The sequence below is a fragment of the Stenotrophomonas maltophilia group sp. SKK55 genome (assembly GCF_057179845.1).
The window spans coordinates 124,912-150,557 of record NZ_JBXUHP010000059.1 but is presented as its reverse complement, the minus strand read 5'-3'; the positions used below and the strand labels follow the sequence as shown (position 1 = coordinate 150,557).

The 25,646-nt window shown below is 67.7% G+C and carries 22 protein-coding genes; 13 read left to right on the top strand and 9 right to left on the bottom strand.

Translation table 11 applies throughout. From position 1 onward, the window contains the following. Window positions 1-89 precede the first annotated feature (89 nt). From AC2A1N_RS18740 to AC2A1N_RS18730, 3 genes are all read right to left on the bottom strand, one after another. The gene (locus tag AC2A1N_RS18740; RefSeq protein ID WP_061479848.1) at window positions 90-470 is read right to left on the bottom strand and encodes a VOC family protein; all 381 of its coding nucleotides are present in this window, start codon (window positions 468-470) and stop codon (window positions 90-92) included. A 96-nt stretch (window positions 471-566) separates the two neighbouring features. Next, on the bottom strand, window positions 567-890 hold the full coding sequence (locus AC2A1N_RS18735; protein ID WP_061479847.1) for a DMT family transporter: 324 nt from the start codon (window positions 888-890) through the stop codon (window positions 567-569). Then, window positions 890-1,243 (bottom strand): SMR family transporter, encoded by a 354-nt coding sequence (locus AC2A1N_RS18730; protein ID WP_061479846.1) that lies wholly within the window; start codon window positions 1,241-1,243, stop codon window positions 890-892. The genes AC2A1N_RS18735 and AC2A1N_RS18730 overlap by 1 nt, the downstream gene beginning before the upstream one ends. A 160-nt stretch (window positions 1,244-1,403) precedes the next feature. On the opposite strand from AC2A1N_RS18730, the gene AC2A1N_RS18725 reads away from it, so the two are divergent. Further along, window positions 1,404-2,255, top strand: a complete 852-nt coding sequence (locus tag AC2A1N_RS18725) for a LysR family transcriptional regulator (protein ID WP_061479845.1) — start codon at window positions 1,404-1,406, stop codon at window positions 2,253-2,255. Between the two features lie 102 nt (window positions 2,256-2,357). Here AC2A1N_RS18725 and AC2A1N_RS18720 read toward each other — a convergent pair whose 3' ends face one another. Beyond that, window positions 2,358-3,278, bottom strand: a complete 921-nt coding sequence (locus AC2A1N_RS18720; protein ID WP_061479844.1) for a M14 family metallopeptidase — start codon at window positions 3,276-3,278, stop codon at window positions 2,358-2,360. A gap of 132 nt (window positions 3,279-3,410) precedes the next feature. Here AC2A1N_RS18720 and AC2A1N_RS18715 point away from each other — a divergent pair, with 132 nt between their 5' ends. The 3 genes from AC2A1N_RS18715 to AC2A1N_RS18705 all read left to right on the top strand — a co-directional run bounded on the left by AC2A1N_RS18715 (window position 3,411) and on the right by AC2A1N_RS18705 (window position 8,146). Beyond that, window positions 3,411-5,492, top strand: coding sequence for a TonB-dependent receptor family protein (locus tag AC2A1N_RS18715; protein WP_061479843.1), 2,082 nt, complete (start codon window positions 3,411-3,413; stop codon window positions 5,490-5,492). 62 nt (window positions 5,493-5,554) lie between these two features. Continuing rightward, a complete protein-coding gene (locus tag AC2A1N_RS18710) occupies window positions 5,555-7,327 on the top strand; it encodes a chloride channel protein (protein ID WP_061479863.1) in 1,773 nt (590 codons plus the stop codon). Between the two features lie 102 nt (window positions 7,328-7,429). Further along, the gene (locus AC2A1N_RS18705) at window positions 7,430-8,146 is read left to right on the top strand and encodes an MgtC/SapB family protein (protein ID WP_061479842.1); all 717 of its coding nucleotides are present in this window, start codon (window positions 7,430-7,432) and stop codon (window positions 8,144-8,146) included. A gap of 30 nt (window positions 8,147-8,176) precedes the next feature. Here the strand turns inward: AC2A1N_RS18705 and AC2A1N_RS18700 are convergent, their stop codons facing one another. After that, complete coding sequence (locus AC2A1N_RS18700; RefSeq protein ID WP_061479841.1) at window positions 8,177-8,581, bottom strand: MerR family transcriptional regulator; 405 nt, start codon at window positions 8,579-8,581, stop codon at window positions 8,177-8,179. 63 nt (window positions 8,582-8,644) lie between these two features. On the opposite strand from AC2A1N_RS18700, the gene AC2A1N_RS18695 reads away from it, so the two are divergent. Continuing rightward, window positions 8,645-9,472: a class I SAM-dependent methyltransferase gene (locus AC2A1N_RS18695; RefSeq protein WP_061479840.1), complete on the top strand. Its 828-nt coding sequence runs from the start codon at window positions 8,645-8,647 to the stop codon at window positions 9,470-9,472. 81 nt (window positions 9,473-9,553) lie between these two features. On the opposite strand, the gene AC2A1N_RS18690 is transcribed toward AC2A1N_RS18695, so the two are convergent. The 4 genes from AC2A1N_RS18690 to AC2A1N_RS18675 all read right to left on the bottom strand — a co-directional run bounded on the left by AC2A1N_RS18690 (window position 9,554) and on the right by AC2A1N_RS18675 (window position 17,617). Next, the gene (locus AC2A1N_RS18690; RefSeq protein WP_231352155.1) at window positions 9,554-9,817 is read right to left on the bottom strand and encodes a DUF6959 family protein; all 264 of its coding nucleotides are present in this window, start codon (window positions 9,815-9,817) and stop codon (window positions 9,554-9,556) included. A 148-nt stretch (window positions 9,818-9,965) separates the two neighbouring features. Further along, entirely contained in the window at window positions 9,966-10,802 is an 837-nt protein-coding gene (locus AC2A1N_RS18685; protein WP_061479838.1) for an OmpA family protein, read from the bottom strand. A 61-nt stretch (window positions 10,803-10,863) separates the two neighbouring features. Further along, window positions 10,864-16,401 (bottom strand): ESPR-type extended signal peptide-containing protein, encoded by a 5,538-nt coding sequence (locus tag AC2A1N_RS18680; protein WP_484373125.1) that lies wholly within the window; start codon window positions 16,399-16,401, stop codon window positions 10,864-10,866. A gap of 235 nt (window positions 16,402-16,636) precedes the next feature. Then, complete coding sequence (locus tag AC2A1N_RS18675; protein ID WP_061479836.1) at window positions 16,637-17,617, bottom strand: AraC family transcriptional regulator; 981 nt, start codon at window positions 17,615-17,617, stop codon at window positions 16,637-16,639. A 695-nt stretch (window positions 17,618-18,312) separates the two neighbouring features. Between AC2A1N_RS18675 and AC2A1N_RS18670 the strand changes: the two genes are divergently transcribed. The 8 genes from AC2A1N_RS18670 (at window position 18,313) to AC2A1N_RS18635 (ending at window position 25,624) form a co-directional block, all read left to right on the top strand. Beyond that, entirely contained in the window at window positions 18,313-18,501 is a 189-nt protein-coding gene (locus tag AC2A1N_RS18670; RefSeq protein WP_005416979.1) for a Flp family type IVb pilin, read from the top strand. An 89-nt stretch (window positions 18,502-18,590) separates the two neighbouring features. Then, entirely contained in the window at window positions 18,591-19,136 is a 546-nt protein-coding gene (locus tag AC2A1N_RS18665; protein WP_134969148.1) for an A24 family peptidase, read from the top strand. Next, window positions 19,133-19,609, top strand: a complete 477-nt coding sequence (locus tag AC2A1N_RS18660) for a TadE/TadG family type IV pilus assembly protein (RefSeq protein WP_061479834.1) — start codon at window positions 19,133-19,135, stop codon at window positions 19,607-19,609. Before AC2A1N_RS18665 ends, AC2A1N_RS18660 begins: the two co-directional genes overlap by 4 nt. Window positions 19,610-19,634: 25 nt before the next feature. Next, window positions 19,635-20,672 (top strand): Flp pilus assembly protein CpaB, encoded by a 1,038-nt coding sequence (gene cpaB / locus AC2A1N_RS18655; protein WP_061479833.1) that lies wholly within the window; start codon window positions 19,635-19,637, stop codon window positions 20,670-20,672. Window positions 20,673-20,690: 18 nt separating this feature from the next. After that, entirely contained in the window at window positions 20,691-22,049 is a 1,359-nt protein-coding gene (locus tag AC2A1N_RS18650; protein ID WP_242893726.1) for a type II and III secretion system protein family protein, read from the top strand. A gap of 28 nt (window positions 22,050-22,077) precedes the next feature. After that, window positions 22,078-23,334 (top strand): CpaE/TadZ family protein, encoded by a 1,257-nt coding sequence (locus AC2A1N_RS18645; RefSeq protein ID WP_242893724.1) that lies wholly within the window; start codon window positions 22,078-22,080, stop codon window positions 23,332-23,334. Next, window positions 23,319-24,665: a TadA family conjugal transfer-associated ATPase gene (locus tag AC2A1N_RS18640; protein ID WP_061479830.1), complete on the top strand. Its 1,347-nt coding sequence runs from the start codon at window positions 23,319-23,321 to the stop codon at window positions 24,663-24,665. The genes AC2A1N_RS18645 and AC2A1N_RS18640 overlap by 16 nt, the downstream gene beginning before the upstream one ends. Before the next feature lie 2 nt (window positions 24,666-24,667). Further along, window positions 24,668-25,624, top strand: coding sequence for a type II secretion system F family protein (locus tag AC2A1N_RS18635; protein ID WP_069138314.1), 957 nt, complete (start codon window positions 24,668-24,670; stop codon window positions 25,622-25,624). The last annotated feature ends 22 nt before the right edge of the window (window positions 25,625-25,646 follow it).

Sequence of the window (25,646 nt, the reverse complement as noted above, 5' to 3'; positions counted from 1 at the left end):
CCCGTCCGCTCATTCCGTGGTATCACGCGCGCGCCGGAGTGCCACCTTGCCCGCGCGGGCTGCGGCGCGGCCACGCGCATCCTGTCCGATCACGACATTACGTGCACCGCACACAGCTTGTTGCCATCCGGGTCACGCAGATAGGCCAGGAACACCTGGCGACCGGACATGTTGCGGATGCCGGGCGGATCTTCGATGGCGGTACCACCGTGAGCCACGCCAGCCTCCTGCCAGGCACGCACGGCCTCTGCGCTGCCCAGACTGAAACCGATGGTGCCGCCGTTGGCATGGCACGCTGGTTGCCCATCGATCGGCGCGGTTACACCGAACATCCGCCCATCCTTGAAGTACAGCAGCCGTCCCTTCTCGTCGAATACGCCCGCACGCGCGTCCATCGCGGCGAACAGCGCGTCGTAGAAGCGACGTGCGGCATCCATGTCGTTCGTTCCTACGGTGATGTGGCTGAACATGCGGGCACTCCATGTGGAAAACCGCAGTGTCGATGAGCAAGGGCGACTTCGCAAATCGCTGCACAATCGACGCCCTGCTCGCGACAAGGCGTGCTGCTACTTGGCGGTGCTGAGCAGCAGTACCGCCGCCGTGACCAGGGCGATGCCAACCCAGCCGATCGGCCGCAGGCGGTTGCCGAACAACAGGCGGCCGCAGCTGGCGGTGCCGATCACGCCGATCGCCCCCCACATCGCATAGGCCGTAGCCAGATCCATGTAGCGCACGGCCTGGCCCAGCAGGGCGAAGGCGATCCAGACCAGGACGATCGCACTGACGCCCCAGCGCCAACGACGGAAACCCTGCGACTTGGCCACCATCATGTTGGCGGCCACGTCGATCAGCGCGGAACAGATCACGAAAAACAGGGCCAGGGTATTCATCAGTGCACCTCCCCGAGGGTGACGCAGACGATGCCGACCACCGCCAACACCAGACCGGCCAGCTGCTGCAGCGACAGGCTTTCACCGAACACGGTGAGGCCGACCACGGTCAGCAGGGTCAGGCCAAGGCCTTCCCACACCGCGTAGGCCACGCCCACGGCGATGCGGCGCACCGACTGCGCCAGGAAGAAGTAGGACAGCGCCAGCGCGCCGGCCATGATCAGGTAGCCGCTCCAGCCGCCATCGCGGGCGGCATGGGCCATGAACGAGGTGCCGACCACCTCGGCGATGATCGCCACGGTCAGGCAGACCCAGGCGGCCAGCGCGCCACGGGCAGGAACAGTACGGGACATGTGAAGCTCCTTGCAGGGCGGGGACCGCGCCGCCTCTTCAATGGGTCCACGGCATGCGTGGAGGGTCCGGAACGCCCCGCAGACAGGGGCGACGGCGGCCAGTATCATCGCCTTTTACGGTGGTATCAAAATGGATTCCATCGACAGGAGCGATGGTTCAATGCCCTATTCCCCCGAATCCCTGCAGGCCTTCGTGGAAGCCGCCGCGCTGGGCTCGTTCTCGGCGGCGGCGCGCCGCCTGCGCAAGACGCAGTCAACGGTCAGTACCGCCATTGCCCATCTGGAGGCCGACCTGGGCGTGAGCCTGTTCGACCGCAGCGGGCGCTACCCCCGGTTGACCGAGGCCGGGCACCAGGTGCTTGGCCATGCCCAGGAAATCCTCGCCGCCGATGCCCGACTGCAGCAGTTGAGTGTGCGCCTGGCCGCGCCGGTCGAAGCGCGGCTGACCGTGGTGTTCTCCGACGTGTACCAGCTCGATCCGGAGCAGCACGTGCTGCAGCGCTTCGCCGAAGCATTCCCGGAGATCGAACTGGAATGGCTGGATGCCGAAGGCGATGACGTGCTGGAGCTGGTCGGCAGCGGCCGCGCCGCGCTGGGCCTGCTGCCGCAACAGGAAAGCTATCCGGATGGCCTGATGGCCCGGCCGTTGGCCCATCACAGCGAACTGTCGGTGTACGTGGCGCGCGAGCACCCACTGGCCAGCGCCGGCCGCCGCAGCGCCGCACAGCTGGCGCGGCACCGGCAGGTGCGATTGAGTGCGGAGGTCGATCAGTCCCACATCGTCACCGGCCTGGCCTGGACCGCCACCGACTATCTGATGGTGATGGAGATGGCCGAGGACGGCATCGGCTGGGCCGAGCTGCCGCGGGCACTGGTGCAGCGTTACGACTGCGGGCGACTGGTGGAACTGACGCTGCCCGGCTGGCCGCGGCGCATCCACAGCGACCTGCTCTGGCGCCGCGACGCGCCGCCGGGACCGGCCGCACTGTGGTGGGCCGACGCGTTGGGATGACACAAAAAAAGGGGACGGAGGGGATCAAGTCGTTTGTGGCACAAACGACTTGATCCCCTCCGTCCCCTTTTTCAGTTGCCGGCCAGCGGCCGGCACTACCGGTCAACGATGGGCGAGCGCGTAATCCAGCGCCGCGCACACCGCGGCCACCTGCGCGTCGTTGCACTGCTGCGGGGTCGCCCGGGGGCTGTCCGGGTAGACCTCGGTGGTGGTAGTGAACTTCGCACCGGTGATGCCCGCGCACAGTCCGAGCTTCACCAGCGGATACTCGATCACGCCGTGGGCCACCACCGGCGAGCCGATGATCTCGCCCTTGTCGTCGGCCGGGGCGATGTGGGTCACCTTTTCCACCGCAGCGATCACCGCCTGCTGGAAGGCCGGCTGCGGGTTCTCGCTGTCATCCACCAGGTAGAAGCCATCGGGGATCAGGCCCGGCTCGAACGGCTTGCCGTCACGTGCGGCCAGCGCTGGGCGGAACTCGCTCTCGTCGCTGTCGGTGGTCTCGTGCAGGTCGATGTGCAGCACGAACTGGCCCTTGTACGGCGCGATCAGCTCGATCACCGCCGTTGATTCACGCGCCGGGCCATCGGCGCGGAAGTTGCGGTTCGGGTCGATCGCATCGAAGTTCCAGCGGTTGATGCGCTCGAAACCCCACGGGTTCACGCATGGCGCCACCAGCAGGTTGGCCTTGCCGGCGTAGTCGGCGGCGTGCTTCTCAAGGAATTCCAGCGCGCCCATCACGCCGCTGGTTTCGTAGCCGTGCACGCCACCGGTAACCAGCGCGGCGGGCAGCGCCGGGTTCCAGTCGCGGCTGCGCAGGGCGAACAGGGTGTAGGTCTCGCCAGCGTAGTCGAGCTGGCCATAGGCCACCTTGTCGAAGCGCGAGCCCAGCGACTCGATCCGCGGCAGCACCTCCTCGTCATAGCGACGCAGGCGCTGCTGGCGGCCACGCCACAGCTCCCGTTCCGCCGCTCCCCACGGCTGGCCAGGGGTTCCGACGGGGTAGAAGGTGGCTTGGGACATGGCGGATCTCGGCGAGTCAGGAAGCAATCGCCCACTCTATCACCGGGGGCACAGGCATGAACCGGGGGCGCATTCCAATAGCGAATGGAATCAGCAATAATTCTCATTTACGACCTCCCACAACCCGCACCGATGCCCATCCACGCCCTGCAACCGGCCCGCCTGCCCCTGGCCGCTGCCCTCACCCTGTGCCTGCTTCCGGCCACCCGCGCCTTTGCCCAGGACAGCGCCACTACGCTGGACAGCATCCAGGTCTCGGGCAGCTGGCTCGGCACCGGCCTGCATGACAGCGTCAAGCGCTTTGCCGGCGCACGCACGGTGGTCGACCGCCAGCGCATCGAGGCAAGCGGCGCGGCCAGCATCGGCGATGCCATGCGCCGCATCCCCGGCGTACAGGTCACCGAAAACTCCGGCACCGCCGGCAGTTCCGTGTCGCTGAACATCGGCGTTCGTGGCCTGACCGGGCGCTACTCGCCGCGTTCGACGGTACTGCTGGACGGCGTGCCGCTGGCGGTAGCGCCGTATGGGCAGCCGCAGCTGTCGTTCGCGCCGACCAGCCTGTCCAACATCGAATCGATCGACGTGGTGCGCGGCGGCGGTGCAGTGCGCTACGGCCCGCAGAACGTGGGCGGCATCATCAACTTCAGCACTCGTGCCATTCCCACCAGCGCCGGCCTGCACGGCGAAGCCGGCGTGCGCTACACCGCCTACGACCATGGCGGTGGCGACAGCACCCAGTACAACGCCTTCCTCGGTGGCACCGGCAACAATGGCCTGGGCGCAGCCCTGCTGTACTCCGGCCAGGACGGGCGTGGCTGGCGCCAGGGCAGCGATGACCGCTTCAACGACCTGGCGCTGAAGTTCGCCTATGCCATCGACGAACAACAGGAACTGCGCGCCAAGCTGTCCTACTACGATGTGCGCTCGCTGACCCCGGGCGGCCTGACCCGTGCGCAGTACGAGGCCGACCCGTTCCAGAACACCCGCCCCACCGATTTCTGGAAGGGCCACCGCACCGGCATCGACCTGGGCTACACCAACACGCTGTCGGCCAACAGCGAGTTCGAGGTGCTGGCTTACTACAACGAGAGCACCCGTGCCAGCTCGCTGATCAACGCCGCCAACACCCAGTTGACCGTGCAGCCGCGCGACTACCGCGTGCTCGGCATCGAGCCGCGCTACACCCAGCGCCTGCATTGGGGTGCAAGCGTTCACGACATCACCGCCGGCTACCGTTTCCTGCGCGAGCGTGGCAACGACCGCAGCTACACCGTCACCCGCCGCACCGGCGTGGCCAGCGCCACCAACCGTTTCGACAACGCCACCGATGCGCACTCCTTCTACATCGACGACCGCATTGCGATCGGGCAGTGGCGGATCACCCCTGGCGTGCGCATGGAGTGGATCGACATGGACCGCCGCCAGGCCGGTGGTGCGGCGACGTTCAGCAGCCGCAACAACAAGGCCCTGCCTTCGCTCAACATCGCCTACCTGCTGACCCCGCAGCTGACCGTGTTCGGCAACTACACCACCTCGTTCGGGCCGGTGCAGAACATCCAGCTCAATTCGCAGACCGCCAGCAATCCGCTGAACCCGGAGGTGGCAAAGACCGCCGAACTGGGCGCGCGCTGGCAGGACGGTGCACTGCGCGCGGAAATGACCGTGTTCAAGATGCGCTTCGACAACCAGATCCTGCAGGTGCCGGGGATCACCCCGCCGACCTTCCAGAACATCGGCGCCACCGACCACAAGGGCGTGGAGAGCGCGGTGGAGTACCACTTCGCCGAGGACAGTGCGCTGGCCGGGTTGGAGCTGTACGCCAACTACACCTGGACCAAGGCGATCCAGCAGTCCGGTGACAACCGTGGCCTGGACGTGCCGTTCTACTCGCGCGACACCGACAGCGTCGGCGCCCGCTACGCGCTGGCCGGCTGGACCTTCAATGTCTCCAGCACCCACCAGAGCGGCCAGTTCTCCGACGCCGCCAACACCTGGGCCGAGAGCGCTGACGCGCGCGTGGGCCGCGTGCCGGGCGTGCGCCTGTGGAACGCGCAGGTGGCCTGGCAGGTGCCGGGCCTGGGTGACAGCGAGATCGCGCTGGGCGTGAACAACCTGGCCGACAAGCGCTGGTACACCCGCAACGTCGATGGCAACGCCGGCCGCATGGTGGCCGCACCGCGCACCTTCTACGTGCAGGGCCGCTACCGCTTCTGAAGCGGTAGCCGCCCGATGCAGTGACGGTGGCGATCACGGTGGCGGCGTATCATGCCGCCACCATGTCACTGCCTGTTTCGCCATCGCGCCTGCATTCGGCCTTCCAGGGCCTGCGCCTGCGGCTGCGCGGCAGCGACCTGTGGTTCATCGCACTTGCCCTGCTGGTCGGCCTGCTTGCCGGCTACCTGACCCTGCTGCAGTCCGGCATCGCACGCTGGCTGCAGGCCACGCTGTATGGGCTGGACGACGGCATGCGCCTGAGCTCCCTGCCCTCGCTGACCTGGACCGCGCTGCTGGTGCTGCCGCTGGGTGGCCTGCTGGTCGGCCTGGTCAGCCTGGCCGCGACCCGGCTCAAACGCCCCCTGCTCGATGCGGTGGAAGCCAATGCCCTGCACGGCGGCCGCATGTCGATGCGCGACAACCTGATCGTGCTGACCCAGACCCTGCTGTCCAATGGTTGCGGTGCCTCGGTCGGGCTGGAAGCTTCGTATACGCAGATGGGGGCCGGCACTGGTTCGCAGCTGGGCCGGGTGATGCGCCTGCGCCGCAACGACGTGCGCATCCTGGTCGGCGCCGGCGCTGCCGGTGCCATCGCCGCCGCCTTCGGTGCGCCGCTGGCGGGCGCGTTCTATGCGTTCGAGATCGTCATCGGCGCCTACACCCCCGCTGCGCTGGCACCGGTGGCGGTCGCCGCGCTGGCCGGCGCCTTCGTGGCCGACCAGGCCGGCATCGAGGCCTACCTGCTGCCTGCCGCTTCGACCATCGACGTGCGCGCCGCCGACTACGCCATCTACGGCCTGCTCGGCTGCTGCTGCGCGATGGTCGGTATTGTCATCATGCGGCTCATCGCTTCGATCGAGGGCACGGTCAAGCGCAGCCCGCTGCCTGCCTGGGGTCGGCCGGTGGTGGGCGGCCTGCTGCTGATTCCGCTGGCCCTGGCCAGCCCGCAGGTACTGTCGTCCGGCCATGGCGCCCTGCACCTGGACCTGACCACGCATCTGCCGCTGATCTGGATCGGCGGCCTGCTGACCCTGAAGTGCCTGGCCTCGGGCATCTCGCTGGGATTCGGCTTCCGCGGCGGCCTGTTCTTCGCCTCCCTGTTCATGGGCACGCTGGTGGGCGCGCTGTTCGCCGGCCTGCTGGCCATGGCCACCGGCGTGCCGGTAGTCGACGCCACCTCGGCCGCGCTGGCCGGCATGGCCGCGCTGGCCGCCGCCGTGGTTGGCGCGCCGATGACCATGGCCATGCTGGTGCTGGAAGGCACCCACGACTTCCTGCTGACCAGCGTGGTGATGAGCGCGGTGCTGGTCTCCAGCACGCTGGTACGGCAGTGGTTCGGCTACTCGTTCTCGACCTGGCGCATGCACCTGCGCGGGGAGACCATCAAGAGTGCCCGCGACGTGGGCTGGGTACAGAACCTCAACGCCGGCCGGCTGATGCGCAAGGGCGTGGCCACCGCCCCGGGTGATATCGATGCCGCCGCGTTCCGCCAGCGCTTCCCACTGGGCTCGGGCAGCCGGGTGATCCTGATCGACAGCGAGGGTCACTACGCCGGCATCGTGCAGATCCCGCGCGTCTACGGCGACGGCGTGAAGCCGGAGACCGTGATCGGCGAGCTGGCCGAGAACCGGGACGTATCGCTGTCGCCGTCTGCGGACGTGGTCAGCGTGATGCAGCGCTTCGACCAGACCCAGGCCGATGAACTGGCCGTGGTCGGCGCCGACGGCCAGGTGCTGGGCGTGGTGTCCGAAGCCTTCGTACGCAAGCGCTATGCCGAGGAACTGGACAAGCGCCAGCGCGAACTGATGGGCGAGCGCGTCGACGACACCGACTGACCCGGCAAAAAGGGGACGAAGGGGATTAAGTCGTTTCTGGCACTTCCGGGTATCCACGCATGGCGTGGATCTACTGTCACTTCGACCGGGTAGACTCCGGCCATGCGCTTCATTGAGACCTTCCAGGCCGGTCCTTTCGCCGACACCGTGGTCAGCCTGCTGGCCGCCTTCGTGCTGGGTACGTTGATCGGTGCCGAGCGCCAGTACCGGCAACGCACCGCCGGCCTGCGCACCAACGTGCTGGTGGCAGTCGGCGCCGCCGCCTTCGTCGACCTGGGCATGCGCATCGCCGGCAGCGCCGAGGCGGTGCGGGTGATCTCCTACGTGGTCTCCGGCGTCGGCTTCCTTGGCGCCGGCGTGATCATGAAGGAAGGCATGAACGTGCGTGGCCTGAACACCGCCGCCACCCTGTGGTGCTCTGCAGCGGTCGGCAGCTGCACCGGCGCGGACATGCTGGCCGAGGGCGTGCTGCTGACCGTGCTGATCATCGCCGGCAACACCCTGCTGCGGCCGTTGGTGAATGCCATCAACCGCATTCCGATCGACGAGGCAGCGACCGAAGCCACCTACGAGGTGCGCCTGAGCGTGGATGCCGACGCCGTGCCGCGGGTGCGCGAGCGCCTGGTCGATGCGCTGGAAGCGGCGCAGTATCCGGTGGGCGATGTGCAGGTGGTCGAGCACGCCGACGCGCCTACCGATGTGATCGCGGTGCTGGTCAGTACGGCGGTGAGTGCCGATGAACTGGACGTGGTGCTGGCACGGATGGAGCAGGTGCCGGGCGTGCTGCATGCCACCTGGGAAGTCAGCACCCGCGATTGATGATCCACGCGGGGCGTGGAGGCTCTTCTCTCATGCCCTCATCCGCTGCTGCGCGCGCAACAGTTTCCGGAACGAACTGCACGACCGGGCATCCTCCGCCAGCGGGCATGCCGCCGCGCGTTGCAGCTGACGGCGCACCCGCTGCAACCGGGTGATCTGCCGCTGCAGCACGTCGGCCTGCGCCAGCAGTGCCTCGCGGTCCAGTGAGATGCGTCCATGCTGCGACGGCAGTGATGCACCAATCTGCTGCAGCGAAAGGCCGGCCACCTGGCCAAGGCCGATCAAGGCCAGCCGTTCCAGCACCTGCTCGTCGTACTGCCGGCGCAGGCCGCGGCGCCCCAGCGCATGCAACAACCCCAGCTGTTCGTAGTAGCGCAGGGTCGAGGCCGGCACGCCACTGCGCTTGACCACCTCGCCGATATCCAGTTCACGCACAGGCTTGACCTCAAGTGACCTTCAAGCACCAAGCTATGGGCAACTACCCCGCGAGGCAAGGCCATGGCCAGCACATCTTCCATTGATCAGAACGCCCTGTGGAACGGCCCTGGCGGCCAGGCGTGGGTTGCGCAACAGGCTGTTCTTGACGGCCTGTTCCAGCCGATGGCTGACCTGCTGGTCACCGAACTTCCTGAGACCGTTACCGAACTGCTCGACATCGGCTGCGGCACCGGCGCCAGCCTGCTGGCCGCGGCCGCAGCGCGCCCCGGGGCACATTGCACCGGCCTGGACATCTCCGCGCCGATGCTGGCGCTGGCCCGCCAGCGCGCCGAGGCTGCGGGACTGGTCGCGGACTTCATCGTGGCAGACGCGCAGCGCCATCCGCTGCTGCCCGCGCGCTTCGACTGGATCCAGTCGCGGCTGGGCGTCATGTTCTTCGAGGACAGCCAGGCCGCGTTCGCCAACCTGCATCGTGCCACGACACCCAGCGCTGGGCTGCGCTTCATCGCCTGGCGCAGTGCCGACGAAAATCCATTCATGACCACGGCCGAGCGCGCGATCGGCGATGCACTGGATCTCCCACCCCGCGTACCCGGCGCACCGGGACAGTTCGCTTTTGCCGATGGCGAGCGCGTGCAGCGCCTGTTGCAGGCCGCCGGCTGGAATGACGTGGAAGTGGTTGCGGTGGACCTGCCCTGTTCGCTCGCCCGCGAAGACCTGCCGACCTATGTCGGCCACCTGGGACCGTTGGGACTGGCCCTGCGATCGATGCCGGAAGCCCGCGCGGCAGTGCTTCGCGAAAAAGCACTGGCCGCATTCGCGCCGTTCATCGAAGGTGACCGCGTTCGTGTGGATGCCGCCTGTTGGCTGATCCGCGCCCGCGCTTGAGAAAAGGGGACGGAGGGGATCAAGTCGCATATGCCCCGGTTGTGCCGGAAACGACTTAATCCCCTCCGTCCCTTTTTTTTGCTAGAGGGCCTCGCCGGCGTCGGCCAGGCGCGATTCGATCAGGGCGTACCACTGCTGCAGCACGTCGATCAGCATGTCCAGCTCGGCGTCGGCGCGCTGTGCGCGACCGCTGCGCAGGCAGGCCTGGGCTTCCTGCAACTGGGCCAGGAATCCGGCCACGGTGTCGGCCTGCAGGATCAGGCCCGGCAGGCGCCGCCCGGGGATGCGCACCACGGCATGATTGCCGAGCTGGCCGTACACGCTGAGCGTAGCTTCCGTCTTCATGGAGAGTGGCAGGAATTGGGCATTCATCGCGTGCACCGTTTGAAAACCTGAGCCGCAGGCAGGCGTGGACGACGGGGGAGACGTTGCCACGCCTGCCGGCGGTCAGGGGGGACTCGGAATGCCGGGGCACCGCCCCGGCGCAGGAAGGTCAATGTGGCTGTGCCATCCCGGCGATCTGCACGCGCCGGTTCGGTGCCAGGCAGGCAATCAGCTCGCGCCGGTTGCGCTGCTCGCACTGCACGATCGGCTCGGCCGCGCCGCGTCCCTCGGCACTGATGCTGGCTGCAGGCACGCCCCCCTGCACCAGCGCGTTGCGCACGGCGTCGGCGCGGCGCTGCGACAGCGCCTGGTTGTAGCTGGCGCTGCCAATGCGGTCGGTGTAGCCGGTTACCTTGATCGACTGCACCTGCGCGGCCTCGCGTACCTGCGCCAGGATGCCCTGCACCGCCTGCTGGCCTTCGGCGCTGAGTACCGCGCTGTCGAATCCGAACAGCGCGTCGGCCGACAGCCGCAGGGGCTGCTCCGGCAGCGGTGCCGGTGCCAGCGGCGCCGGTGGCCGCGGTGGTTCGAGCACGGCCGCGCACGACTCCGGCTTCCAATACCCGCCCTGCGCGACGCCCTTGCTGTCGAAGCGCACCTGGAACTGGCAGGTGAAGTATTCCGCGCCCTGCGCGGTGCGGAAATTGAACAGGTAGTTCCACTCGCGCACGCCCCACATGCCTTCATTGAAGTGCGGCGTGCCCAGCAGCGTGTACAGCTGCCGCTTGCTCATGCCCGGCGCGAAGCGGCGCAGGTCGGCGACGTCGGGATAGATGCCTTCCTTCAGCGAGGCCTTGGAGGCCTCCGGGAAGTGCACGGCGGTGGCGTCGGCAGGACCGTCGGCGGCCGGCGCATGGCTGCGGCAGGCGGCCAGCAGGCCCATCCCCAGGATCAGGCCCAGCGTGGCGGCACATTGGCCGGCGCGGGCGATGCGATGCTGTTTCATGTCGTTCCCCCTGTAGACGTTTCCGCGATGCCGGGCCGCGGGTGCGGCCCGGCGGCGGGGATTACCACTGGATGCCGGCACCGACGGCCACGCCGGCCTCGCCACGGCTGTTGGTCGAACCGCTGAACTTGTAGATCCAGCGGCCGCCTTCGGAGACACCGGAGATACCGACCGCCACGCCCGATTCGCCGTTGTAGCTGCCTGCGGCGATCGAGGCCATGCTGCGGCCCGCCTCGCTCGGCTGCGGCAGCGCTGCGGTGGCCATCGCCGACGCGATACCGGCCGAAGCACGATTGTCGGTCTTGCGCAGGTCGCGCTCGAAGCCGCCCATGCGCTCGTCGGTGTAGGCCTTGGACCAGTCCAGGGTCTGCGCCATGCCCGACTTCAGCTGGTCGACGTTGACGGCATCGGTGCCAGCAGTACCGGCGGCGACGTTGCGCACCGTGGTCGGGCCGCTGCTGGTGCTGCCCAGGGTGACACTGTTGTAGTTGGTCGCGCCGTTCACCGTGGTGTCGTAGCGGATCGTGCCCTGCTGCGAGGCCTGCAGCTGGCGCACGTTGACCGCATCGGTGGCCTGCGAGCCGTCTGCCACGTTGACCACCTGGCGTTCGGCACCGGCGGCACCGACAGAGACCGTGTTGGCCCGGTTCGCCACCGAACCCGCACCCAGCGCCACCGAGTTGTCGGCCTGCGCCTGCGAACCATTGCCCAGCGCGGTCGAGTTGGCACCGGCGGCAGTGGAGCCTGCACCACCGGCGGCCGAGTTGGCGCCGCTGGCGGACGGATCGGCCAGGTTGTTGGTGTTGTTGGCGCGGAAGCTGCCCGCCACGTTGGTGATGTTCTGGATCTTCTGGTCGGTGTACTTCTTCGACTCGTCGATGGCGTAGTTCACGCCGTTCTTCAGTTGGCCGACATTGGTCGCGTCGTAGGTGTCCGAGCCATCGGCTACGTGGGTGATCTTGCGTTCGCTGCCGGTGCTGCCGACCGAGACTTCACCGGCCGAGTTGCTGGCACCGGTCTGCCCGTAGGCGCCGGTGTAGCCGCTCTGTGCACCGACGCTGGCGACCGAACCGGCGCCCAGCGCCACGCTGTTGCCGGCACTGCTGCTGGCACCGTTGCCGACCGCCACGCTGTTGGCACCGGCTGCACTGGCCTGCGGACCGACCGCCACGGCTTCCGCACCGGCTGCAGTGGCTGCGGCCGCCGTTGAGTTGACCGCCAGGTATGCGCTGCCACCACCGCCATTGGTGATGCGCTGGTTGAGGACCTTCAGCGAGCCGTCGACAGCGGTGAAGGCAGCGGTGACGTTGTTGTAATCGCCGCTGGTGAAGGTGCCATCGGTGGCGATGCTGGAGATGCTGAACGTCGGCGCGGTCCACACGTTGGTGGTGCCGTTGTAGTCGGTGGTGCCACCGAAGTAGGTGGCGATGGTGCTGTTCGTGCTGAACAGCTGGTCGCCGGTAATGGCATCACTGCTGCCGGCCAGGATGCTGCCGGCGGCGACGTTGGTGATCTTCACCGCGCCGGTGCCGGTACCCGTCAGCGTCACGCTGTTGAGCACGTTGCCACTGCCATCGACGTCGTACTTCACGGCCAGCTTGTCGATCTCGCCGGTCTGGTCCGCGACGTTGGCCAGCGAGTTGCTGACCGCATCGAAGGCGGTACCGACGTCGTTGTAGTTGCCCTTGGTGATCGTGCCGTTGGCGGCGACGTTGTTGATCGAGTAGGTCGGTGCGGTCAGTACGCCGTTGGCATCGACCGTGGCACCACCGCCCAGATGGGTGGCCACCGCCTGGTTGGCGGCAAACAGCTGGGCACCGTTGATGGCCTCACTGCTGGTGGCACTGACCTGGCCCGGGCCAAGGTTGCGCAGCGTGGTGGCGGTGCCGGTCTGGCCCAACGTGGCGCTGGCGTAGTTGACGCTGCCGTCGCCGTTGAGGTCATAGCGCAGCGCGCCCTGCTCCGAGGCCTGCAGCTGGCCCACGTTGACCGCATCGGTCGCCGCCGTGCCGGCGGCCATGTTGGTGACCTGGCGCTCGGCACCGGCAGCGCCGATCGACACCGAGTTGGCACGATCGGCCAGGCTGCCGGCACCCACCGCGATGCTGTTGGCGGCAGTGGCGCGGGCATTGGTACCCACCGCGATCGAATCGGTGCCACTGGCCACCGCCTCAGTGCCGGTCGAGTTCACCCGCAGGTACTTGGTGCCACCGTTGCGGATGTCGGTGATCTGCGTGTTGAGGTTGACCAGCGAGCCATCGACTGCGGCGAAGGCATCGGTGGCATTCTCATACAGGCCCTTGGCGATGGCACCGCCAGTGGAGATCGTGCTGATCTCGAACAACGGTGCAGTAAAGATGCCGCTGGCCGGATCGAAAGCCGCACGACCACCGAAGAAACTGGCGATGGCACTGTTGGTCGCCGCCAGCTGGCCACCGTTGACCGCCTCCAGGCTGCCGGCGGTGACCGCGCCAGCGGCAAGATTGCCGATGGTGGTGGTGCCGGTGCCTGCGCCGAGCGTGACCCGGCGATAGTTCGGGTTGCCCGAGCCATCCAGGTCATAGGTGACCGCTGCGGAGGCCACATCGTCGATCAGACTGATGGCGCCCTTCAGCTGGGCCACGTTGACAGCATCGGTATTGGCGCTGCCCGCGGCAAGATTGGTGATCTGGCGCTCGCCACCACCGGCCGTGCCCACCGACACTTCGCCGGCCGAAACCTGCGGTGCGGTGAGGCCGTAGGCGCTGTAGCTGGCCTGAGCGCCGCGCAGTGCAGCGGAGCGGTAACCCAGCGCGACCGAGTTGGCCTGGTTCGAAGTGGCTTCGGCACCCAGCAGGGTCTGTCCGTTGGCGGTGCCCACGGCACTGTCACCGACGACAACCGAGTGGCCCATGCGGGCGGCATAGTCGGCCGTCGGCACGCCGGTCGGATTGCTGGGATCGTTCACGCCATCGCCGGGGAAGGCGACATTGGCATCGACCTTCGGCAGTTCATGGCGTGCATTGGCACCGATCACCACTTCCTTCGAACCGTTGGCGAAGGCGCCGTCGCCCATCAGCACCTGGTAGTCCTGCGCGGCGTTGACCGCCCAGCAGGAAATGTCGGCCAGGGCGATGTCCAGGCACTTGGCCGCCCACGCCGGCGAATCCTTCGGCAGCAGCAGGCCCAGCAGGCCACCCGGGTTGCCGTTGTTGATGTTGTAGATGTAACTGTCGGAGGTGACGCCACCGATCAGCGTCAGGTGCGAGCTGCCGCCGGTGACCGCACCGCCCAGGCCATTGAGCGTGCTGCCGACCGGCGACAGGTTCACCACCGGCAGGCCCAGCACGTTGACCGTCGAATAGGTCTGCATCACGTTGGCGTTGCTGAGCTTGAGATTGCCGTTGCTCAGGTAGCCGTTGCCGCCGAACAGGCTGGTGGTGGTCGGCCCGATCAGCTGGCCGACGTTGCCGACCAGACCGCCGGTGCCGATGATCAGGCCCGCATTCGGATCCGCCGGAGCCGGCGCCTTCGGGCTGGTCGGTGGAATCGCCGAGGGTTGGGTCAGGCCGAGGCTGCCCAGCGTGCCTCCCACCAGGCCCCCCACGGCGCTGCCCAGGTTGCCGACGGTGCCGTTGAGATTGCCGTTGAGCAGGTTGCCCACCGCGCTTCCGACACTGCCCAGCGTGCTGCCCAGCACGCCGCCCAGGTCGCCGGTGGGGCTGCCGGTAGTGCCGTTGAGAATGCCGCCCACGGCGCCGCCAACCGTGCCGACCGTGTTGTTGAGCGTGCCGCCCACTGCGCTGCCGATCTGGCCGACGGTGCCGTTCAGTGCGCCGCCCACTGCACTTCCAACGGTACCGACAGTGCCGTTCAGAGCACCACCCACCGCACTGCCGACAGTACCGACAGTACCGTTCAGCGCGCCACCGACTGCACCGACGGTGTTGTTGAGCGAGCCGCCCACTGCGCTGCCGACCTGGCCCACAGTGCCGTTCAGTGCGCCGCCCACTGCACTTCCAACGGTACCGACAGTGCCGTTCAGAGCACCGCCAACTGCGCCACCGACTGCGCCTACCGTGTTGTTGAGCGTGCCGCCCACTGCGCTGCCGACCTGGCCGACAGTGCCGTTCAGTGCGCCGCCCACTGCACTTCCAACGGTACCGACAGTGCCGTTCAGAACACCGCCAACTGCGCCACCGACTGCGCCCACCGTGTTGTTGAGCGTACCGCCCACTGCGCTGCCGACCTGGCCGACGGTGCCGTTCAGAGCACCGCCAACTGCGCCACCGACTGCGCCTACCGTGTTATTGAGCGTGCCGCCCACTGCGCTGCCGACCTGGCCGACGGTGCCGTTCAGTGCGCCGCCCACTGCACTTCCAACGGTACCGACAGTGCCGTTCAGAGCACCGCCAACGGTACCGACAGTACCGTTCAGCGCGCCACCGACTGCGCCGCCAACCGTGCCGACTGTGCCGTTCAGTGCACCGCCAACTGCGCCGCCAACTGCGCCCACCGTGTTGTTGAGTGTGCCACCCACTGCGCTGCCGACCTGGCCGACAGTGCCGTTCAGCGCGCCACCCACCGCGCTACCAACTGCGCCCGCGGCACCGTGAAGCGTCCCGCCGACAGCACCCACCGCACCACCGACCAGGTTGCCGACGCCCAGCGCGCTGTGCTGTGCGGCCACCGTCCCCTGTCCGGCCAGCTTCAGATTGCGATCGGCCACTACCTCCTGGCCGTCTGGCGCCTGCACGCGCACCTTGCCGGCGACGCCGGCATCGAACGCGGCACTGATGACACGATCATGGGTTTCACCCGGCAGTTCTTCCTTGGCCGGCAGCGTGACTGCCGCCGTCGCCCGGGCCTGGCCCTGCCCCTCGATGTGATGGCCAGCGACCGCCAGATGCGTGTCGGCCTTGCCGTCGACGGTGGCTTTCAGCCCAGGCAGTGATCCGGCGGCTGCACCGCTGAGGCCGGCGGCCGCCTGGGCACCCGTATTGATCGCAGCGACCTGGCGGCCAGCGATGCCGACCTTGGCCCTGGCGCGCGCATCGGCAGCAACGCCCAGCGGCGCCTGCGCGCCGGGCGCAACGTGCGCAGCCAGCGATGCATCCACCTGTGCCGCCCTGGCCGCAGCGTTGCCCACGCCAACATTGGCGCGGACATCAGCCGCCAGTGCCGGCACGGCCACCTGTTTCGGCACGGTGTTCGCTGCCAGCTTCACCTGCACGGTGGCCGGCAACACGTCACGTACCACCGGCAGCGACGTGGTGTTCAACTGCAGGCCCAGACGAGCATCCGCACTGATTGCGGGGCTGTTCTGCGCCTGCCGCGCGGCGGCAGCCAGGGCCACTTCCGCGTCAACCTTGACCGGCATCGGCTGCGCATACTTTGCCGCGAGTGCTTGCAGGTCACGCAGCGATTGATTGGTTTCCGAGGCCCCTGCGTGACCGCTGGCCAGCGCACACAGCAGTGCCAGGGCCAGGGCCGTGGGCATCAGCAGGAAGGCGCGCGGATCGCGTGCGGCGCTGCCGCCGCTGTCGCCGGTGGCCAGTTCCGAGGCCACAACCAGAGCATTGAGCTGGCGGTTCCATACACGCCGGTAGATGCGGTTCATGAGCATTTCCCCCGTAGGCGAACAACTGGAATGTCAGTGGACTTGCCGCTAGGCAGGTGACTGACATTTCAGCGGTTGCAACAAGGGCGGTGCACTTCAATCCGGCACGGCAATCGCGCATTCCGGCAAATCCACGGCCGGAATCGGCAGCCGGCTATGCATAAGCGGCAACACGATCGGCAAGCGGATACGCAATTCCGGCATAAACACCGCAAAAACCCTTGCCGGGCCTGGATCAGGCCGGTTGGCCGATCTGCGCGGGTGCGCGCATCAGGGTGTCGCGCGGCAGTTCGCCGAATACCTTGCGGTAATTGTCGGCGAAGCGCGACAGGTCCCACAGCCCGCAGCTCAGGGCGATCGCCTTCACCGAGCGACGGCTGGAGTCTGCCATCGACAGGCTGCGGCAGGCCGCGCACAGGCGCAGCATGGAGAGGTAGCGGTTCGGCGAGGTTCCAAACAGGTCCTCGAACGCATAGCGCAGGCCGCGCTCGCTGACGCCGGCGGCATCGCAGATCTCGTTCATGTAGATATTGCGACGCAGGTTGAGCCGCATGAAGTTCTCTGCACGCTGCGCGATCAGATAATGCGTGCGCCGCGCACGGGTGCAGCCCGGGCGATCCGCCGCACCGGCGCCCAGCAGGGCCTGCACATGCTCATGCAGCAGGTTCTCGGTCTCATCCGGCTGCAGGCCTGCACCCTGCCCCAGCTGCAGGTGCAGCTGCTGGTAATGGCGCGCCAGCGGCGCGGCGTCGCTGGCCAGGTTGAACAGCGAAAGTGCCTGGCCAGCAGGTGGCGTGCTGCGCAGGCTCAGTTCGGTCAGCTTGCGCTGGACGCGGGCCACCGGCACCAGCATCAGGGTCATGTGCGTGCCCGGGCTCAGGGTGAACTCACTGATGCCCTCCGGCATGATCGTCAGCGCCATGCCCGGCGAGAGCGGCACGCCGTGGCACCAGCTCATCGTTTCATCGGTTGCGTGCAGGTACCCCAGCATCGCCCAGTCCGGCGGCAGCATGAAACGGCCACGGCAATGGAAGCCGCAGCTGATGCTGCAGAACAGGGCTTCCTCGTGCACGCGCGAAGCGAAGGCCGCCCGTGGCCCGTTGCCATCCAGCAGCAGCAGTTCGACATCGCAGACGCGAAGCACGCCGCTCAGCGTGGCCAGGTCTATCGACCGAAGGCCACTGTCGTCGCTGTCCTCTACCCCACCATCGACCATGACAGTGTTGTCCCCCCGTTGATCCGCCATCCGCTGCGGCCCCCACTGCCTGACAGGGCGCGCAACGATCCAGAATCCATTTCCGTTGCCACGCCGGCGGCGCCGGCGTCGATGCGATCGTACAAATCTCAATGCAAGAGCTTGAATGCGAGTATGCCCAATAATCGGCAAAGGTAAACCCGCGGCGCTGAATGATGAAACGGGATACACAAGTGAAGAAAATGTCTGAGCAGGTGGCACGGTTTTCGCATGGAACCACAAGGCGAATCACATTATCTACACGACAATGAATCGTTTTGCCTGCGAACGGATTTTCGTCACAAAAACCATCTGGAATTTTCAGGCTTCCGGGGTTTCTGCCGAATTTGCATATAGGTTCCGGTTGCAGCCAACCGCCGTTCAGGCAAAGTCGACATTACGGTGATCGAGCCATCTGATCTGGCCGCACCCAGGGGGACAGCATGACCACGCACGCATCATTGGATGCCTCGACCACCGGCCCCGGGCCGTCCGGTCGCGACCGTGCGGCCAATGTCCCGCCTGGAAACGATCACCCTGCTTGAGCACAGCGGGCCTGTCCCGCCGTGCCTCCTCCGCCAGGACGCGCGGAGGCCCACGGACGATCCCGGCGGAGCCGGGCCACCGCCCAACGCAGGTGTACTGCATCCGCAGACAGGTAGAGGGAGACATTGGTCATGAACGCATCGATCCGCAAATTCCTGAAGGAAGAAGACGGCGTCACCGCGCTCGAGTACGGGCTGCTGGCTGCCGTGATAGCTGGCGTCCTGATTGCGGTCGGCAACGACCAGATCAAGGGGTTCTTCGAAACGCTGTTCAAGAACCTCTCCGCACTGGCCACCAAGGCGTCGGGCTCGACGACCTGAACGGCGACCGCGCGCGGCCGGCAGGGCCGCGACGGCGGGGCGCATGGAACCAGGCGAAGACCGTCCAGTGACGGACGATGGAGTGTGCGATGACAGTGCTGGGATTGTTGGCCATCGGCGTGTGCCTGCGGATCGCGATCAGTGATCTGTATGCCCGTCGGGTGCCCAACACCTGGCTGGTCGCCGCATGCGTGATCGCCACTGCGGTAATCGTGGTCGGCCAGTTCAGTGCGCCGCGCCAGCCGTGGCTGCCCCACCTTGCCGGCGCGGCGGTCGGCCTGTTGGCGCTGTTGCCGTTCCATGCCCTGCGCTGGATGGGCGCCGGGGACGTGAAGTTCTTCGCCGTGCTGGGCCTGATGCTGGGCTGGCAGGCGCTGCTGCCGGTCTGGCTGGTGGCAAGCCTCGCGGCTGGGTTGCATGCCGTACTGGTGCTGGCCGGTCGCCGCCTGGGCGTGCTGCTGCCCGGTCACCTGCAGATGCAGGTCAATCGCACCAGCACGCAGTGGCAAGCGCATCCGGTGCTGCGTGACATGCAGGCCGCCCGCCAGGGACGACGTGGCATTCCCTATGCAGCCTACCTGGCACTGGCCGCCATCGGCTGGGTGCTGGCCAGCATCTACGGAGGTGCACCATGAACATCCGCAGCCCACGCCTGCAACGCGGTGTCGCCAGCATCGAGTTCGCCCTGATGCTGATGCTCGGCCTGTTGCCGCTGCTGCTGTTCACCTTCTCCGGAGTGATGATCATGGCGGCGCAACAGACCCTGGCCACCGCATCGGCCGAAGGCGCGCGTGCCTCGCTGCGCTACGGCACCGCCAGCGAACGACGCACCGCCGCCTGCGTCGCCGCACGCACCTCGATGCAATGGTTGCTGCAGTTTTCCAAGCAGAACGTGGACTGCAGCGCGGGGGGCAGCAACGCCATCGTGGTGTCGGCACAGGCACCCTGCGCCGGTCTGGCCACGGCCCAGTGCATGACCGTGACGGTCAGCTACGACTACGCCAGCCATCCCTTCCTGCCCGGCACCGCCACGCTCTACAAGTGGGTGATGCAGGCCCCCATCCGCAGCGTCGCGGTCGCGCAGCTCGATCTCGGCAGCGGCAATTGATGATCGGTACTTTGGAGATGGTTCCATGCTCAAGTTGACCCGCATCGCTGCCGTCGCCCTGATCGGCCTGGCCGTGCTGCTGGCGCTGATCGCCTTCATGATCGGGCGCAAACCCGCCGCACCTGCAACGGTCGCGCCGGTCGCTCACAACGAGACCCAGGCGATCACCGTGGTCGAAGCCGTGGCACGCCTGCCTGCGGGCGAGCCGATCAGCGCCAACGGCCTGCGCCTGGCCCAGCGCACCGCACCCGTCCCCGGCGCCGCTACCAGCATTGCCGCCGTGACCGGCAAGGTGCCGGTGCAGGACATTGCCGAAGGCAGTGTGATCAACGGCAGCGCATTGGCTCAGGGCTTCTCGCTGCAGCTGCGGCCGGGCGAGCGTGCCCTGGCCGTCCCCGTGGACGAACTGGTCGGTGCCGGCAACCGCATCCTTCCCGGTGATTTCGTCGACGTCTTCCTCAACCTGCGCAACGCCCAGCCCAACATCAACAGCCCTGGCGAAGCGGCGCAGACGCGCCTGCTGCTGTCGCGCCTGCGCGTCCTGAGCTACGGCCAGCAGGACATCGTGCCGCTGGCCACAGAGACTACTTCCGACAGCGAGGCCGACACCCGCAACGACCCGCGCGCTGCCGACATCACCGGAAGTGGCAGCACGCAGAGCAGCAGCAATGAAGCGCCGCAACCCGCACGCAGCGCGGTGCTTGCGGTACCGGTGGCCGACGCCAACCGGCTGCTGCTGGGTGCGCAGCAGGGCAAACTTTTCCTGGCCCTGCGCAATCCCGCCGATACCGGCCTGCCCGACCTGGCGTTGTTCCCGCAATCGCGCGGAGTGATCGACCCGCTGCGTGGGCTCGACGCCGAACAGCAGCTCGCCCTGCAGCGGCCGGAGAACCACGCCTTTGCGGGTATCGACAGCGACGCGCTGGCCGGACGTGGCAGTGCACCGCCACGCAGCACCCCGGATGCACCGGCGCGCGCGCCGGCGTCACGTCGCAGTGCACCGCGCGCGTCGGGGATCGAGATCATCCGCGGCGACAGTTCCGCATCCCGTGCCTCCCTTTGACCTGCATCGAGTGCATCCATGACCGAACGTCGCCGCCGTCCACGCCTCTCCCTCCGCCAGCGCTGGCTGGCCCTGCTGCTGGTGCTGCTGGCGCCGGCAACGAGCGTGGCCGCCGATGACCTGGTGCTGCAGGCGCGCGAGCAGCGTCCCTGGAACCTGCCGGCCGACCTGGAGCGGGTGGCCATTGCCGACCCGGGTGTAGCCGACATCGTGATGCTGCGCGGGCAGCGCCAGGCGCTGCTGGTCGGCAAGACGCCTGGCACCACCACCCTGCTGCTGTGGCACCGCAGACAGGCCGAGCCACAGCGGTTGACGGTACGGGTGCAGAGCGCCGTACAGGGCGCCGCCAGCACCGGCGGTACCGGGCTGGTGTTCACCCAGCAGGACCAGCAGGGCCTCCTGCAGGGAAGCACCGACAGCATGCTCACGCACATGCAGGAACAGCGCACTGCGGCCATGGCGCTGGGCAAGGACGGGGTGCTTGCCGATGCGTCCACCATCAACAGTGGGGGCGTGGTCCAGGTCGAGGTCAAGGTGGTCGAGTTCAACAAGACCGCGATGAAGCAGATCGGCATCAACTTCCAGAACCGCAACGGCGGCTTCGCCTATGGCTTCGCGCGGCCCGGCACTGGCCTGCCCGGCAATACCGGCCTGCTGCCCGGCATGAAGGAAGGCAACAGCAGCAACGAGGCCGTGTCGCCGATTTCCTCGGCGTTCCGGCTGGTGTTCGGCTCGACCAAGGGACTGTGGAACGCCGATGTCGAACTGCTGCAGAGCAATGGCATGGCGCGCGTGCTGGCCGAGCCGACGCTGGTGGCACTGTCCGGCCAGAGCGCCAGCTTCCTGGCCGGCGGCGAGCTGCCGATCCTGGAGCCGCAGGGGCTTGGCACCACCACCATCACCTACAAGCCCTTCGGCATCGGCCTGACCGTGACCCCAACGGTGCTGGCGCCGAACCGGATCGCGCTGAAGGTGGCGCCGGAGGCGAGCGACCTGGACTACAGCAACGCGATCGTGCTCAACAACGTGCAGATTCCCTCGATCACCACCCGTCGCGCCGATACCACGGTCGAGCTGGGTGATGGCGAGAGCTTCGTCATTGGTGGCCTGGTCAGCTCCAACATCGTCTCCAACGTCAACAAGATTCCACTGTTGGGCGACCTGCCGATCATTGGATCGTTCTTCCGCAACTTCGACTACAAGCGCCAGGACAAGGAGCTGGTGATCATCGTCACCCCGCGTCTGGTGCAGCCGCTGGCACGCAACGCCGAACTGCCGCTGCCTGGCGAGCGCGAAGCCAAGCCGCATCTTCCCGAATGGGGGTCGTGGTTGCTGGGGCCGGTCAGCCAGGACCCGGTGCCCGGCTTCTCGCGCTGACTTCCATGACGCCTGCGGAACCACGCCCATGCCCTACGCCACCGCCCAGCCGCTGCATCCGCAAGGACCGCCGATGAACCTGGTCCTGTACGGCATCGACCGCGAACTGCTGCCCCGGCTGGCCGCCAAGCTGCCGCCGACCACCACCCTGCACTGGCAGGACAGCAGTGCGCCGACGTCTGCGCAGGACCTGCAACGCGGCCCGCAGAGCCTGGTGCTGCTTGACTTCCGGCCCGAGCACGCGGCTGCCTCGAGCGTGCTGGCACAGCAGCTGCAGCAGACCCAACCGGACCTGGCGCTGGTCGCGGTCGGCGCCACCAGCGCCGGCCAGGTCGAAGGCGTGGTGATCGCGCTGCGCGCCGGCCTGCGCGATGTGCTGGACCTGGACAGCGACAACGCCGGCATCGAGGCGGCCCTGCGGCGTGCGCTGTCACCGCGCCCGGTCGCGGTGGCGCAGCACGCGCACAAGGCGCGCCTGATCGTGCTGCTGGGCGTGCGCGCAGGCGTCGGCACCAGTACCCTGGCCGCACATCTTTCGGTGCTGGCGCAACAGACGCGGGCCCTTGCCCAGGGCGATGCAGTGCAGCAGGACGGCCTGCTGATGGAACTGGCACAGCCGTCCGGTGACCTTGCGCTGTACCTCAATCTCGACAGCCGCTTCCACTACGAGGATGCGCTGCGCAACGCCAGCCGCATCGACGCCACCCTCGCACGCACCGCGATGGCGCGCCATGACTCCGGGCTGGTGCTGCTGGACCGTGCCGGCGGCAGTGATGCCGTGCCCCCGTCCGACCCTGGCGCGCTGCTGCAGCGCCTGCGCGGGGTGTTCGCCAGCGTGCTGTGTGATGCCGGCGGCTGCCCGTTGCGGCAGCTGCCGCCGCTGTTGCTGGACCAGGCAGACGAAATCTGGCTGGTCACCGATGCGTCGATCGCCACGCTGGTCTCGCTGGACCAGGCGCTGAAGCATCTTGCAGGCCAGCGCGAGCGCGAGAAGCGCCTGCAGCTGGTGATCAACCGCCACGACGACAGCAGCGGCATGAGCCCGGAACAGATCGCACGCCGCTTCGAAGTGCCGTTGCTGGCGACATTGCCTGAACGACCGCGCGTGCGCCTTGCCGCCAGCCAGGGCCGCCTGCTGCTGCAGGATGCGCCGCGCGATCCCTACCTGCGTGCCCTCGCCCCGCTCGTGTCACGGCTGGACCCGGCTGCCTGCCCGGTCCAGCCGCATGGCCTGCGGGAAAGACTCTCCCTTGCCCTGGGTGGATCGCAATGGAAGACAAGGTAACCCCGTTCCCGCATGCCGTTGCCCGCCCGCTGCTGCACGAAAGCCCGGGCCACCTGCCGTTCGCACAGACCGAGCAGTACCAGAAGGTGCTGTCGGCCGCGCATGAGCACCTGCTCAACAGCATCGAGGACGAGCGCATCGACATCGATTCCTGGGCCCCGGATACCATCGCCCGCTGGGTGCAGGTACAGACCGTGGGCTTCATCCAGGAATGGCGCATCCCGATCAACGAAGAAGAGATGCAGGTGGTTGCCGAGGGCCTGGTCAAGGAGCTGACCGGTTTCGGCCCGCTGGACGACCTGCTCCACGACCCCTCCATCGAAGACATCCTGATCAACGGTTTCAAGGACGTGCACGTTTCGCAGGGTGGCCAGCTCCGGCGTGCCACCCAGCGCTTCACCGATGACACCCACCTGCTGCGCATCCTGCGCCGCATCCTCGCGCCGCTGGGCCGCCGGCTGGATGATTCCAATCCGATGGTCGATGCGCGCCTGCCCAACGGCGGCCGCCTCAACGCGATCATCTCGCCACTGGCGGTGGACGGGCCGATGGTGTCCATCCGCAAGTTCCGCAAGGACCCGTTCACCCCCGACGAACTGCTCGCCAAGGGCACCTTCGACGCACCGATGCAGGCCCTGCTGAAGGCAATGGTGCTGGGCCGATGCAACATCCTGGTCTCCGGCGGCACCAGCTCCGGCAAGACCTCGCTGCTGAACGCACTGGCCAGCTACGTGCCACCCAGCGAGCGCGTCATCACCGTGGAGGACACCGCCGAGCTTTCGCTGAACCATCCGCACGTGGTGCGCCTGGAAAGCCGCATCGGTGGCGCCGAGGGCCAGGGCGCGGTCAGCATCCGCGACCTGGTGCGCAACAGTCTGCGCATGCGCCCGGACCGCATCGTGGTCGGCGAGGTGCGTGGCGCGGAAGTGCTGGAAATGCTGCAGGCGATGAACACCGGCCATGACGGATCGATGGCCACCATCCACGCCAACACGCCGCGCGACTGCCTGTACCGCATCGAGATGCTGGCAGGCTTTGCCGGCTTCCAGGGCAGCGAGGACAGCCTGCGCCGGCAGATTGCCAGCGCCATCGACTTCATCGTGCAGATCTCGCGGCTGGGCAGCGGGCGCCGGGTGCTGGTCTCGATCACCGAGATCACCGGGGTCAGTGACAACCTGATCACCACCCAGGAAATGTTCCGCCACGAGGTGCAGATCGACGCCGCCGGCCGCGAGACCGACCGCTGGATCGGCCTGGGCTTCCATCCGCACTCGCACAAGCTGGAGCCGTTCCGCCAGCAACTGCGTGAATCGCTCTACGGGGACTTCTGAGCATGGGCACCGGCCTGCTGCTGGGCGTGTTGAGCATCATCTCGGTGCTGCTGGCGCTGGCCGTCTGGCTGTGGGGCACCGCCGCCAGCCGTGAGCAGCGCCAGGCCTCGCTGCAGCATGCCGAGCAACAACTGGCGCGCGGCAGCGCGGCCGGCGCAGTACCGGCCGGGCCTGCCGTTGCGGCGGCCAACGATTCGACCCGCCCGGCCAGCACTGGGACCCGCGTACTGCCGTGGGACGGTGTCCTGCAGCGCGCCGGCCTTCAGCCGGGCTGGAAGCTGCCACTGATGCTGCTGGTGCCGGGACTGGTGCTTGCGGTCGTGGCGGCGATGCGGCTGGGCACGGCCTGGATGTTTCCGCTGACCCTGCTGCTGTACCTGCTGGGCTGCTGGCTGTGGGTGATGCGCCGGATCACGAAGCTGCGCGCGCAGCTGCTGCACCAGATGCCGGACTTTCTCGACAACCTGGTCCGCCTCACCGCGCTGGGCAACAGCCTGCAGGCCGCGTTCCAGGTGTCTTCGATGCAGACCAGCGCGCCACTGCGCGGCCTGCTCGACACCACGGTGCGCTATGCACGCAGCGGCATGGACCTGGATCGTGCATTGAGCCTGGCCGCGCAGCCGTACCGGATGGACGTACTGAAGGTGCTGGCAGTGGTGATCGGAGTGAGCGTGCGCATTGGTGGGCGCGCCGACCAGATCCTGCAACGCATGGGCGATTTCATGCGCGACCTGGAACAGGCCCAGCAGGAACTGGCGGCCACCACCTCGGAAACACGGATGTCGGCCTGGGTGCTGGGGCTGCTGCCACCCGCCAGTGCGGTGCTGATGGCGATCTCCAGCCCGGCGTTCTTCCAGCCGGTGCTGCACGACCCGCTCGGTCACAGGATCCTGCTGATCGCACTGGGCCTGGAACTGCTCGGGGCGTTCCTGCTGTACCGCCTGGCCAAATCGCTATGACCGCCCGGAGCCGCCCCGGAGG